We start from the raw sequence: 13310 nt of genomic DNA, 5'->3' as shown, positions 1-13310 counted from the left end.
TCGCGGCCAGTTCGGCGGCGGATCGGGGCACGCCGGTGATCGTGGTGTCGAAGACCGTCATCGTCATCGGGACCCGCTCCAGCGCCGCGAGCGCAGGCACCTCCAGCAGGGACGACACCGAGTTCCTCTCGCAGGAGTGCCGTCTCCAGATCCTCGCCGGGGTCGGGTTTGCCGCCGGGCCCGGTGGCATGCTCGCTCAGTCCGAGGGCCAGCCGTCCCGCTCCGCGAGATGCAGCACCAGGGCGGCGATGTTCCACGCGTCGTCCTCGCCGCGATGATGCCGTCCTTCGAGGGGCAGCCCGGCAAGGTCGAGGGCCTGCGCCATCCCGGGGCGCTTGCGCAGGTCGTGCACCTCGGTGAAGACCGCCTTGGCGTTGGTGTGGCGGCGGCCGAACGGATACGGCGTCCGTGTGGCCCCGCACTGCCGGGTGAACTGATGACGGTCGTAGTCGCCCCAACTCGCCCACGGACGCGCGCCGGAGGCGTGTCGGCGGGCCAGCAGACGACAGGCCTCCCCGAACGACAGTCCCGCGGCGACCTCGTCCTGCGTGAGGCCGGTCAACTCCGTGCAGAAGTCGCTCACTTCGGACCGGGCGGGCCGTACCAGGATCCGGTGCCGCTCGACGCGCTCGGCGGTCGACAGGTCGACGACCGTCAGCCCGATCTCGATGATCTCGCTGACCGAGCCCGGGGGAGGGGAGCCGGGCCAGCACGTGGCTTCGACGTCCACGACGTTCAGGAGGCGGCCGGTGCCCGTGCTGTTCATGACGAGAACCGTAGGGGTGCAGATGTGTGCGAGTCATCTCGTTTTCCCTGCACAGGGGTTCGGGAGGGAGTGGTGGAACCCGGTGTTCCGTATGAGAGTGCTGTGAATTTCCGATGCGCTTGAACACAGGGGGCCCGCCGTCCGTATGGGGCGGGGGATTTGCATGCCCGGAGAGCCGACACGCGCAGGAGTAGTTCCGTGGGACGTAGCAATCGCAGACGACCGACAGGCGCACGACGTGCGACCTTCGCCGCAGTGGCCCTGATGCTCGGGGGTGGGGGCCTGGTCGCGGCGAACGTGTACGCCTCCGCCACGGAGAGCGGCACGCCGCAGCAGACATCGTGGGGAGCCGTCACGATCGACTGCCCGGACGTCGGGGACGCGCTCACCAGCGTCCCGGACGGGTCCCGGGCGGACGTGGACAAGGAACTCGCCCTGCTGGACCAGCAGATAGCCGAGGCCTACCAGCAACTCCAGGACCCGTCGGTGACGGACCGCGATTCCGCGCAGAGCCGTATCGTCGACCCGCTCCAGGAGAACCGCGCCGGCACGATCGAGCGCATCACCGCCGCTCTCGAACGCGCGGGTGAACAGCCGGACGGCCTCGGCGACATGGCCGACTGCACCCTGCGCCAGACCGAGAACCAGAACGGTGACGGCCAGGACCAGCAGCAGGGCGACGGCCAGGACCAGGGAGACCAGCAGGGCGACGGCCAGAACCAGGACGGCCAGCAGGGCAATGACCAGCAGGGCGACGGTCAGGGCCAGGACGGCCAGCAGGGCAACGGCGGGCAGGCCGGCAACGGTCCCGTCGCCGCGGACTACGCCGACATCAACAGCGCTCCGATCGCCGCGCAGGCGCCGCCGGCTCAGGGCGACGCCTCCCGCGGAACGTTCGTCACCAGTTGCGGTGTGAACGCGAACGGCCTGTTCAACTCGGACAACGTCATCGTGGCCCCGGGAGTCTCCAACGGCGCCCACCACTTCCACGACTACATCGGCAACCAGTCCAACACCGCCTTCGCCAGCGACCAGGACCTGGCCAATGCCGAGACGAGCTGTGTCGACCAGGGCGACAAGTCCACGTACTACTGGCCCGTGATCCGCCTCCAGAACGGAACGCAGGAGCAGGACGCCGACAAGCCCGGCGGTGGCGTCGAGGGCAACGCCGGCAAGATCGTCACCCCCAAGGAGGTGACGCTGACGTTCGTGGGCAACCCGCGCAGCAAGGTCACCGCGATGCCGCGGCTGCTGCGCATCATCACCGGTGACGCCAAGGCCTTCGTGAACGGCCCCGCCAACGCCAACGCGTCCTGGAGCTGCACCGGGTTCGAGGACCGGCAGCTGAAGGACAAGTACCCGCTGTGCCCGCAGGGCAGTGACGTGGTGCGCACCTTCAAGTTCCAGAGCTGCTGGGACGGCCGCAACATCGACAGCGCCAACCACCGCACCCACGTGGCGTTCGCCCAGAACGACGGCACCTGCGCGAACGGCTTCCAGGCCATTCCGCAGCTGGTCCAGCGGATCGTCTACGACGTCGACGCGCCGAGCCTGAACGACGGCGGCCGTACGACTCCGCTGTTCGCGGTCGACTCCTTCCCGGAGCAGCTCCACAAGCCGGTCACCGACCACGGCGACTTCATCAACGTCTTCGACGAGAAGCTGATGAACGAGATGGTCGGCTGCATCAACGACGGCCGTCAGTGCGGCGCCGGCACGGGCCAGGACGACCCGGGCAACGGCAACGGCGACAACGGCGGCGGCGACAACGGTGGCGGTGACAACGGCAACGGCGGCAACGGTGGCGGATCCGTCCCGGACCCCGGCGCCACCCAGGACCCGGGCAACGGGGACGGGAACAACAACGGCGGCGACACCGGCAACGGCGGCGACAACGGTTCCGAGGGCAACCCCGGAAACGGCGGCGAGCCGCAGCAGCCGCAGCAGCCCACGCAGAGCGCCGAAGCCCCGGCCGGCGACCAGACGACCGCCCCCGCCGACAACGAGCCGAAGACCTACAGCTCACCCACCGCCCACAGCACGACCGCCCCGTCGCCCAAGACGGAGACCGGCACGGGTACGGGCAACGGGAACGCGACCGGCAACGACCAGGCGACCCAGCCCACCCCCCAGGACGACGCCACCACCGACTCCCCCGGTGCCGTCGCCCAGCCTCCGGTCGCCGCACAGCCGGAACCCCAGGGCAACCAGAGCAGCCTCGCCGAGACCGGCACCCAGTTGTGGCCGGCCGCACTCGGCGCGGTCCTCCTGATCTCCGGCTTCGTTCTCCTGCGGCGCACCAGCCGCCGCTCCATGTGACACCGACCGGCACGAGCCGGAGACAGGGGTGGCTGTCCGCCGCACAGCTCCACGGGCGGACGGCCACCCCTGCTCTGCTCCTCCCGCCGACCTGGCACCTCGAAATCGGCGTGGTTATTCTGGACGGGGAAAGGTCTGAAGAAGGTCCGGGAAACCGAATGCGGACCGTACCCCGGCGGTCGCCTCGGGATATGCCGTTTTATCCGCGAGCCGAGCTGGACAAGGGCGACCGCCGACACCCGCGGGACAATTTCACGAGACCACTCCGTGGCCCTGCCACTGGTCCGTATGCAGCAGCACGGGAAGCAGGGGGTCGAGGCTCCCGGTGACGCTTGACGGGCCATGTCGTCACCCCCTCCGGGAGCCCCCATGTCTCTGCGTCGATCCCGCCTGCGAGCGGCGTCCGTCCTCGCGGTCTGCCTCACCGCGCTGTCCTCCGCGACGGCCGGTGCCGCCACCGACCCGTCCGGTGACCCGACGCGGTCGGGTGACCGGACGCTGCAGCGCCAGCTCGACGACTTCGTGCACCGCTCCGGCGGTCCGCCCGGAGCCATCGCCGTCCTGCGGACCGAGCAGGGGACCCGCGTCGTGCGCGCCGGAGTCGCCGACGTCCGTACCGGCCGGCCGCCCCGCCCCGACGACCACATGCGCATCGCGAGCACGGCCAAGGCCTTCAGCGGGGCCGTGGCCCTCACCCTGGTCGACCGCCACGCCCTGCGCCTGGACGACACCCTGGGCAAACGGCTTCCGCGACTGCCCAAGGCCTGGCGGTCGGTGACGCTGCGTCAACTCCTGCAGCACACCAGCGGTCTGCCGGACTACTCCCGCAGCGACGGGTTCCTCGACGAGCTGCGGGCCGACCCGCACCACCACTTCGACTCCCGGCGCCTGCTCGACTACGTCGCCGACGAACCCCTGCTCTTCGAGCCGGGCACGCAGTACCGCTACTCGAACTCGGACAACATCGCCGTAGCGCTCATGGCGGAGGCGGCGACCCGCACGCCGTACGAGGACCTCCTGCGTGAGCTCGTCTACGCGCCGCTCCGGCTGCACTCCACCAGCCTCCCGCAGGGCTACCGGATGCCCCGGCCCTACCTGCACGGCTACGACGTGAGCTCGCCCGGCTCGCCTGAGGACGTCAGCGAGGTCATCGGCATGTCGGGCGTCTGGGCCTCCGGAGGCATCGTCTCCACACCGGCCGACATGACCCGCTTCATCCGGGGCTACGCCGGGGGACGGCTCTACGCCCCGTCGGTCGTCGAGCAGCAGCGGCAGTGGGTCGAGGGCTCGTCCGAACCCGCCGGACCGGGCCGCAACTCGGCGGGCCTGGCCGTCTTCCGGTACGAGACGCGGTGCGGAGTCGTCCTCGGTCACACCGGAAACACGCTGGGGTACACCCAGTTGATCGCGGCCACCCCCGACGGCCGCCGTTCACTGACCTTCTCGGTCACCGCACAGATCACGCAGTCCGCCGACGCGGAAAAGCTGCGGGACATGCGCGCCATTCAGGAGAACTTCGTCTGCGCGTTGCTGCACGGAAAGAATCAGTAGTCCTTTCCGTGCGGCCGTACGTATTCAACTCACCACGATTTCCCAGGTGTCGACCGCGTAATGGACCGACATTCCGTTGCGCGCGTACAACGCGGGGGCGCCGGTGGCGTTTTCGGTGTCCACGCCGAGTCCCACGGTCTCCCGCCCCCGGGCCGCGAACGCCGCGAACGCCTGCCGCAGCAGCAGCCCGCCGAGGCCCCGGCCGCGGGCCTCGCGGACGACTCCGAGGCTGCGGATCCACCCCATGGCCTCGCGGTCGTCGCGGGCGATCAGGAAGCCGGCGTCCCCGACGTCCTCGGTGGAGACGAGCCACACCAGGGACCAGTCGAGCCGGTCGGCGTGGATGTCGGCCAGCCACTGCTCGTAAGAACGCGGCTGGAAGTCGAAGTGCTCGGCGAAGGAGGCCTGGTAGAGGGCGTACGCCCGCCTGTGGTCCGCCTCGTCGGCGCAGGCCCGCACGTGAACGCCCGCGGGTGGTGCGGGCGGCAGGTCCGCGCCGGACCGCAGCGCTCGCTCCAGCACGTGATAGCGGCGTACGACCGACCAGCCGCGCGCCCGTATCAGCGCCAGGTCGGTCGTGGGCTCCGCGTTGAGGTGCAGATGGAGCACGGCCTTCGAGCCGCCGTTCGCCCGGGCCATCTCAAGGGCCCGGGTCTCGACAGCCTCCAGGACGAGTGCACCGGCCTGCTGGTGGTCGGGCAGTACGTAGTGGTCGGCGTCGATGCGCTCGCCCTTCGAGTCGTCCCACACCAGGGCGTAGGCCACCAGGCGCGGTCCGTCGAAGGCGAGCCAGGAGTCGCGGTCGAGGTCGGTCTCGGGCCGGCCCAGGTCCGACTCCACCGCGTGCAGATCGGTCTCGGGCCGCCCGATCTCGATCCGGTCGATCTCGTTGAGCAGCTCGGTGACGGCCGGCGCGTCGGTGAGCGCGGCAGCGCGCAGCAGGTAGGGCATGAGGCAAGGGTCGGGGTCGGGCGTGACGGCCGCAAACGAGTTTTGCGCGAGCGCGCGGAAGGCGTTCTCACGGCCTTGGCGGGCTGCGCGCGCTGATCATGAAAGGCGCACCGTGTCCGACGGGAACGGCGTATAAGGGTTGCCGAAGGCGGTTCCGTCTCCCGACGCGAGGGGACAGATCCGCCGCTCACCTGCCCGAAAGGTCCTTCTCCGGGCAGAATCGACTCCCGTTACAGCACAGCGCGCAGTACGAGGAGCGGCGTATGGAGTACTACGACCTCGGCTCCCACGGCCGGCCCGTCAGCACCGACTCCGCCGAGGCCCAACTCTGGTTCGACCGCGGCCTGGTGTGGACGTACGCCTTCCATCACGAGGAGGCCGTGGCCTGCTTCGAGAAGGCGGCCGCCGCCGACCCGGACTGCGCGATGGCCCACTGGGGCATCGCGTACGCGCTGGGCCCCAACTACAACAAGCCCTGGGAGTTCTTCGACGACCGGGACCTGGCCCGGACCGTGGAGCGCACCCATACGGGCGTGGAGTCGGCGCACCGGAAGGCGGCAGTCCGGGCCACCGTCGTGGAGCGGGCCCTGATCGGCGCCCTGTGCTCCCGCTACCCGCAGGCGCAGCCCGCCGAGGACTGCGCGGTGTGGAACGCGCCGTACGCCGACAGCATGCGGGCCGTCCACGAACTCGCCCCGGACGACGCGGACGTGGCCGCCCTGTACGCGGACGCGCTGATGAACCTCACGCCCTGGTAGCTGTGGGACCTGCGCACCGGCGAGCCCGCCGCCGGCGCCCGCACCCGCGAGGCCCGAGCCGTGCTGGAACGGTCGCCGGCCTGGGCCACCGGCCGCACCCACCCGGGCGTCCTGCACCTCTACATCCACCTCATGGAGATGTCGCCCACGCCCGAACTGGCCCTGCCCGTGGCGGACCGGCTGCGGGGCCTGGTGCCGGACGCCGGGCATCTCCTGCACATGCCCTCGCACCTGGAGGTGCTGTGCGGCGACTACCGCCGGGTCGTGGCGGACAACGGCGCCGCGATCGCCGCCGACGAGAAGGCCCTGAAGCGGTCCGGCGCGATGAACTTCTACACGCTCTACCGCTCGCACAACCACCACTTCAAGATCTACGGAGCGATGCTCCTGGGCCAGTCGGAGACCGCCCTGGAGGCCGCGGCGCGGCTGGAGGAGTCGATCCCGGAGGAACTGCTGCGGGTGGAGAGCCCGCCCATGGCCGACTGGCTGGAGGCCTTCCTCGCGATGCGCGTCCACGTCCTGATCCGCTTCGGCCGCTGGACCGAGATCCTGGACCTCCCGTTGCCCGCCGACCCGCGCCTGTACTGCGTGACGACCGCGATGCTCCACTACGCCCGCGGTGTCGCCTGCTCCGCGCTCGGCCGCATCACCGAGGCCGAGCGCGAACGCGCGCTGTTCCACGAGGCGGTCGCCGGGGTCCCCGAGACCCGGATGCTCTTCAACAACACGTGCGCCGACATTTTGGCCATCGCCTCGGCGATGCTGGACGGCGAACTCGCCTATCGCAAGGGTGAGTTCGACGCCGCCTTCGCGGCGCTGGAACGCTCCGTCGAGCTGGACGACAACCTCCCCTACGACGAGCCCTGGGGCTGGATGCAGCCGACCCGCCACGCCTACGGCGCCCTCCTGCTCGAACAGGGGCGCGTCGCCGAGGCGGAGGCCGTCTACCGCGCCGACCTCGGCCTGGACGACACCCTCCCGCGACCGCTCCAGCACCCGGGCAACGTGTGGGCGCTGCACGGCCTCCACGAATGCCTGGTCCGCGGAAAGAAGGAAGGGGAGGCGCGGATCGTCGCCCGGCAGCTGCGGATCGCCCTGGCCCTGGCCGACGTACCGGTCGAGGCGTCCTGCTTCTGCCGACTGGACACCGGCACGTCGGACTGCTGCGGATAGGCTGCGTCAACGGGCCGACCACAGCGGGGAGTTGCATGCGCGACACTGGAGGATTCATCGCGGACGCCTACCGGCTCGGCGCGGGACCCTGGACGATGACGCCCGTCACCCGCGGCGCCCTGGGACAGATCTGGAAGCTGTCGGGGAACGGCACCGCGTGGGCGGTGAAGGAACTGCTCTTCGAGAAGGACGAGCCGGACGTCTCCGCCGAGTCCGCGCTGCGCGACGCGGCGGAGACGCTGGGCATCTCCGCGCCCCGGCTCCTGTCCGACCGCGGCGGCGCCCATGTCGTACGGCTCCCCGAGGGCTCCTGGGCGAAGCTCTACGACTGGGTCGACGGCACCGCGGCCGACCCGTCGGACCCGGAGATCCTGAGCTGGTGCGGCCGTACGCTCGCCCTTCTGCACCAGGCGGGGGAGGGCGCGGGCGGGACGCCGAGCGGCTGGTACGAGGAGTGCCCCCAAGACGGCGACTGGGCCCGACTGCTGGAGCGGGTCGGTCGCGCGGGCATGCCGTGGGCGGAGCGGCTGGAGCGCTTCGTCGCCACGACCGCCGCGGAACTGGGACACCACGTGTCCCCGTCGGAGCCCGGCGACGTGGTGACCTCCCATCTCGACATGCGCCCGCACAACGTCCTGGTCGGCGCCGACGGACCGGTCCTCCTCGACTGGGACAACGCCGGACCCGTCTCGGCGGAGCGGGAACTCGCCCGTGCCCTCTATGTGTGGTCCGGTGGCGAGGACCTCGACACCGAAGCCGCGCGGCGCGTGGTGCGGGCCTACCGGGAGACAGGCGGCCGGGCGGTCGTGAAGGGCCCGGGCGCCTTCTCCATGCTGTTCGCGACGACCCTCAACTACGTCTACGTACAAGCCGAATGCGCGGTCGATCCGACCGTGACCGCCGAGCAGCGCGGGTTCGCGAGCCGCGAGACCGCGGCCCTGCTCGCATGCCCACCGCAGCCGGCCACCGTGCTCCGCCTCACGGAGGCGGTGGAGGCCGAGGCGTACCGGTGATGCCGCCTCCGAGCGGCGGGGATGCCAAGGTGCTGTCATGGACAGCGAACTGATCGCACGCCTGCGCCGCGACCTGCCCGAAGGGCGCGTGCTCACCGACCCCGCCGTCACCGCCGGTTACGCCCACGACGAGGCCGAATGGGCGCCCCACGGCAGCCCCGTCGCCGTCGTACGGCCACGGACCGCCGAGGAGGTGCAGCACGTCGTCCGCGCCTGCCTCGACCACGCGGTCCCGGTGGTCACGCGAGGCGCCGGAACCGGGCTGTCCGGCGGGGCGAACGCCATGGACGGGGCGGTGGTGCTGTCCACCGAGGCCATGAACACCATCAAGGACATCGACCCGCTGGAGCGCCTCGCGGTCGTCGAGCCCGGCGTGGTCAACGACGACCTCCGCACCGCCTGCGCCGGGCACGGTCTGTGGTACCCGCCGGACCCGGCCAGCGCCCCCTGGTCCACGATCGGCGGCAACGTGGCCACCAACGCGGGCGGACTGTGCTGTGTGAAGTACGGGGTCACCCGCGACTACGTGCTGGGCCTCCAGTTCGTCACCGGTACCGGCGAACTCGTGCGGGTGGGACGTCGTACGGCCAAGGGGGTCGCCGGCTATGACCTGACCGGTCTGCTCGTCGGGTCCGAGGGGACTCTCGGGGTGATCACGGAGGTGACCCTGCGGCTGCGGCCCCGCCGCGCACCGGAGCACACGGTGGCCGGTCACTTCGCCTCCGTCGTCGACGCCGGGCGGGCCGTCACAGCGGTGGCCGCCGCCGGCGTCACCCCCTCCGCGCTGGAGCTGATCGACCGGTACTGCCTCGAAGCGGTCGACGCCTGGAAGCAGATGGGCCTGTCCACCGAGGCCGACGTGGTCCTGCTGGGCCGGACCGACGCACCCGGCAGGGCCGGGGACGAGGAGGCCGAGACCATGCGCCGCTGCTTCGAGGAGGCCGGTGCCACCTGGGCCGCCCGCTCCACCGACCCCCAGGAGGCGGACGCCCTGTTCGAGGCGCGCCGGCTCGCCTACCCCGCACTGGAACGGCTCGGGCCGGTCCTCACCGAGGACGTCTGCGTGCCCAAGTCGGCCGTACCGGAGATGCTCGGCCGTATCCACGCCATCGCCGAACGCCACGGCACCCTCATCGCGAACATCGCGCACGCGGGGGACGGCAACCTCCACCCCCTGCTGATCACACCGCCCGGCGACGAGCCGGCCCGGGTGCGGGCGCAGGCCGCCTTCCACGACATCATCGCCGAAGCCCTCGCCCTCGGGGGCACCGTCACCGGTGAGCACGGGGTGGGCCTGCTCAAGCGGGACGGTCTGCGCGCCGAGGTCGGTCCGGAGGTGATGGCCCTCAACCGTGCCGTCAAGGACGCCCTCGACCCGCGCGGCCTGCTCAACCCGGGCAAGGTGCTGGGCCCGCGGGCGCCGCTCGGCACCCGGTACTAATGTCCTCGCCATGAGCGAAAACTCCGCGCGGTCCGTCACCGTCGAGCGCACCGGCACCGGCCACTTCGTCGCCACCAACACCCGGGGCGGCACGATCAGCTTCGGTACCGGCTCCGACACCGAGTTCACCCCGGTCGAACTGCTCCTCGCCGCGCTCGGCGGCTGCACGGCGGTGGACGTCGACCTCGCCACCACCCGCCACGCCGAGCCCGACTCCTTCTCCGTCGAGGTGAGCGGCAACAAGGTCAACGACGAGCTCGGCAACCGGCTGACCGACCTCGCCGTCACCTTCACCGTCACCTTCCCGGACGGCGAGGGCGCGGACCGGGCCCGCACCATCCTGCCCCGGGCGGTGAAGACCTCCCACGACCGCCTGTGCACGGTCAGCCGCACGGTCGAGATCGGCACGCCCGTCACCGCGACCGTCGAGGACGCCTGACCTCTGCGTAGCCTGTCCCCGTGTCAGCCTCCCGCCTTCGCCGTGTCGCCGTTCTCGTCCTCGAAGGCGCGAAGCCCCTGGACGTCGGCATCCCCGCGCAGGTGTTCACCACGCGCGCGAGCATGCCGTACGAGGTGCGGCTGTGCGGCGCGGCACCGGGGCTCGTGAGCGGCGGGGACGGGCTGTCGTACCACGTCGCCCATGGTCTGGAGGCGCTGGCGTGGGCGGATCTCGTGTTCATCCCGGGCTACCGGTTCCCGGACCGTGAGGATCCGCCGCAGCCAGTCGTCGAGGCGCTGGTCGCGGCCCACGGCAGGGGCGCGCGGCTGGCCGCCATCTCGACGGGTGCCTTCGCGCTGGCCGCGACCGGCCTGCTCGACGGCCGGCGCGCCACGACCCACTGGCACTACACGAGGGCGCTCGCGACCAAGCATCCTCTCGTCCGGGTCGACGAGAACGTGCTGTTCGTCGACGAGGGCAGCGTGCTGACCTCGGCCGGGGCCGCCTCCGGCATCGACCTGTGCCTGCACGTCCTGCGCGGCGACCTCGGCGTGGCCGCCTCCAACCACGCCGCCCGCCGCCTGGTCGCGGCCCCCTACCGCAGCGGCGGTCAGGCGCAGTACGTGCCGCGCAGCGTGCCCGAGCCGCTCGGCGAGCGCTTCGCCGCCACCCGGGAATGGGCCCTGCGCCGCCTCGACGAACCCCTCACCCTCGACCTCCTCGCGCGGCAGGCCGCGGTCTCGCCGCGCACGTTCTCGCGCCGCTTCGTCGAGGAGACCGGATACACGCCGATGCAGTGGGTCATGCGCGCCCGCATCGACCTGGCCCGCGAGCTGCTGGAGCGTTCCGAGCGGAGCGTCGAGCAGATCGCCGCCGACGTCGGGCTCGGAACGGGCGCGAATCTGCGGACGCACTTCCAGAAGATCCTGGGGACCACGCCGAGCGATTACCGGCGCACGTTCACCCGCGGCGAGTGACCCCTGCCGCTGGCTGGCGCGATCCTTTTGAACCATGGCGATCGCGCCACTGTCAGCCGCCGTCGGCGCGCGCGAGCCTGGTGGGCATAGGGAAGGGACACCATTCATGACTCGCATCGCCATCAACGGATTCGGCCGTATCGGACGCAATGTGCTGCGCGCGCTCCTGGAACGCGACAGCGCCCTGGAGGTCGTCGCCGTCAACGACCTCACCGAACCCGCCACGCTCGCCCGGCTGCTCGCCTACGACAGCACGGCCGGCCGTCTCGGCCGTCCGGTGACCGTCGACGGGAACACCCTGGTCGTCGACGGCCGCCGTATCACCGTGCTCGCCGAGCGCGAACCGGCGCAGCTTCCCTGGGCCGAGCTCGGCGTCGACATCGTCCTGGAGGCCACCGGGCGGTTCACCTCCGCCAAGGCCGCCCGCGCCCACCTGGACGCGGGCGCGAAGAAGGTCCTCGTCAGCGCCCCCTCGGACGGCGCCGACGTCACGCTCGCGTACGGCGTCAACACCGACGCCTACGACCCGGACCTGCACACGGTCGTCTCCAACGCCTCCTGCACGACCAACGCGCTCGCGCCCCTGGCCTCGGTGCTCGACGAGCTTGCCGGCATCGAGCACGGCTTCATGACGACCGTGCACGCCTACACGCAGGAGCAGAACCTCCAGGACGGTCCGCACCGCGACGCCCGCCGCGCCCGCGCCGCCGGCGTCAACATCGTGCCCACCACGACCGGCGCCGCCAAGGCGATCGGCCTCGTGCTGCCCAACCTGGACGGCAAGCTGTCCGGCGACTCGATCCGCGTCCCGGTACCGGTCGGCTCCATCGTCGAGCTGAACACGACCGTCTCGCGTGACGTGACCCGCGAGGACGTGCTGGCGGCATACCGCACCGCGGCCGAAGGACCCCTGGCAGGTGTCCTGGAGTACTCCGAGGACCCGCTGGTCTCCTCGGACATCACGGGCAACCCCGCCTCGTCGATCTTCGACTCGGCCCTGACCCGCGTGGAGGGCCGCCATGTGAAGGTCGTCGCCTGGTACGACAACGAGTGGGGCTTCTCGAACCGCGTGATCGACACCCTGGAGCTCCTGGCCAACGGCTGAGGCCCTCGGAACCGTCCAGCACGCGTGACCCTCTTGACCGGTGATGATCCTGATGACAGGATCATCACCGGCCGAGTAGGTGACATCGGCGTGAACGGGAGCCCGCATGGCTGCGATCCGCGACATCGAGGTCGTCGTCTTCGACGTCCTCGGCACCCTCGTCGACGAACCGAGCGGGCTCCGAGCGGGGATCCGCGAAGCGGTGCCCACCTCCGAGGAGGTACGCGTCGACGAACTGCTCGCTCTGTGGCAGGGGCACGGAGACCGGGAGCGGCGCCGCATCGCCCAAGGAGAGCGCGCGTACGCCGACAGCTCGGTCCTCGACGCGGAGGCCGCGCACCTGGTCGCGGCCCGCGCCGGGTGCACGGATCCTTCGACCGTGGCCCGGTTGGCCACGGCGGGGCAGCGTCTGCCCCCGTGGGACGACTCCGTCGCCGGTCTCGAACGGCTGTCTCGGCGGTTCCCCGTGCTCGGGCTCTCCAACGCCGCACACACCGCTCTGCCACGACTCAACGCCCATGCCGGACTGCGCTGGCACCAGGCCCTGTCCGCAGAGACCGTCCACGCCTACAAGCCGGCGCCCGACGTCTACCGACTCGCCCTCGGCGCCGCCGGATGCGCGCCGGACCGCGTGCTCATGGTCGCCGCCCACGCCTGGGACCTGCGCGGAGCCCAGGCGACGGGCATGCGGACCGCCTACGTCCACCGGCCCGTCGGGGAACCGCCCACGAGCCGTGACACCTTCGACGGCCGATTCGATGGACTGGACGAACTGGTCACCGCCCTGACGGCGCCCTGACCGTCGAGGCCGGCCCCG

The 13310-nt window shown here is 71.4% G+C and carries 10 protein-coding genes and 1 pseudogene; 9 read left to right on the top strand and 2 right to left on the bottom strand.

Features of this window, described 5'->3' with window-relative positions; all coding sequences use genetic code 11:
• Positions 1-196: 196 nt before the first annotated feature.
• Entirely contained in the window at positions 197-766 is a 570-nt protein-coding gene (locus AQI94_RS12380; protein ID WP_031038528.1) for a 3'-5' exonuclease, read from the bottom strand.
• A gap of 264 nt (positions 767-1030) precedes the next feature.
• Here AQI94_RS12380 and AQI94_RS12375 point away from each other — a divergent pair, with 264 nt between their 5' ends.
• Both AQI94_RS12375 and AQI94_RS12370 read left to right on the top strand, forming a co-directional pair.
• Positions 1031-3085, top strand: coding sequence for a DUF1996 domain-containing protein (locus tag AQI94_RS12375; protein WP_037941212.1), 2055 nt, complete (start codon positions 1031-1033; stop codon positions 3083-3085).
• A 369-nt stretch (positions 3086-3454) separates the two neighbouring features.
• Positions 3455-4636: a serine hydrolase domain-containing protein gene (locus tag AQI94_RS12370; RefSeq protein WP_107064207.1), complete on the top strand. Its 1182-nt coding sequence runs from the start codon at positions 3455-3457 to the stop codon at positions 4634-4636.
• Positions 4637-4660: 24 nt separating this feature from the next.
• Here the strand turns inward: AQI94_RS12370 and AQI94_RS12365 are convergent, their stop codons facing one another.
• The gene (locus AQI94_RS12365) at positions 4661-5587 is read right to left on the bottom strand and encodes a GNAT family N-acetyltransferase (protein WP_031038547.1); all 927 of its coding nucleotides are present in this window, start codon (positions 5585-5587) and stop codon (positions 4661-4663) included.
• A gap of 263 nt (positions 5588-5850) precedes the next feature.
• Between AQI94_RS12365 and AQI94_RS12360 the strand changes: the two are divergent.
• From AQI94_RS12360 to AQI94_RS12330, 7 genes and pseudogenes are all read left to right on the top strand, one after another.
• Positions 5851-7518: pseudogene (locus tag AQI94_RS12360) on the top strand (hypothetical protein).
• Positions 7519-7553: 35 nt separating this feature from the next.
• Positions 7554-8531 carry a phosphotransferase enzyme family protein gene (locus AQI94_RS12355; RefSeq protein ID WP_031038549.1) on the top strand — a complete coding sequence of 326 codons (978 nt, stop codon included), beginning with the start codon at positions 7554-7556 and terminating at the stop codon, positions 8529-8531.
• Positions 8532-8568: 37 nt separating this feature from the next.
• Positions 8569-9972, top strand: coding sequence for an FAD-binding oxidoreductase (locus AQI94_RS12350; RefSeq protein WP_051831927.1), 1404 nt, complete (start codon positions 8569-8571; stop codon positions 9970-9972).
• Between the two features lie 10 nt (positions 9973-9982).
• Positions 9983-10411 carry an OsmC family protein gene (locus AQI94_RS12345; protein ID WP_031038554.1) on the top strand — a complete coding sequence of 143 codons (429 nt, stop codon included), beginning with the start codon at positions 9983-9985 and terminating at the stop codon, positions 10409-10411.
• A gap of 20 nt (positions 10412-10431) precedes the next feature.
• Positions 10432-11388, top strand: a complete 957-nt coding sequence (locus AQI94_RS12340; protein ID WP_031038555.1) for a GlxA family transcriptional regulator — start codon at positions 10432-10434, stop codon at positions 11386-11388.
• 106 nt (positions 11389-11494) lie between these two features.
• Positions 11495-12493: a type I glyceraldehyde-3-phosphate dehydrogenase gene (gene gap, locus AQI94_RS12335; protein ID WP_031038557.1), complete on the top strand. Its 999-nt coding sequence runs from the start codon at positions 11495-11497 to the stop codon at positions 12491-12493.
• 106 nt (positions 12494-12599) lie between these two features.
• The gene (locus tag AQI94_RS12330) at positions 12600-13292 is read left to right on the top strand and encodes a haloacid dehalogenase type II (RefSeq protein WP_031038559.1); all 693 of its coding nucleotides are present in this window, start codon (positions 12600-12602) and stop codon (positions 13290-13292) included.
• Positions 13293-13310: the final 18 nt, after the last annotated feature.

The organism is Streptomyces pseudovenezuelae, assembly GCF_001513955.1.
Taxonomy (GTDB): domain Bacteria; phylum Actinomycetota; class Actinomycetes; order Streptomycetales; family Streptomycetaceae; genus Streptomyces; species Streptomyces pseudovenezuelae.
The sequence above is the reverse complement of the archived record's forward strand: the minus strand, read 5'-3'. Positions and strand labels throughout refer to the sequence as shown.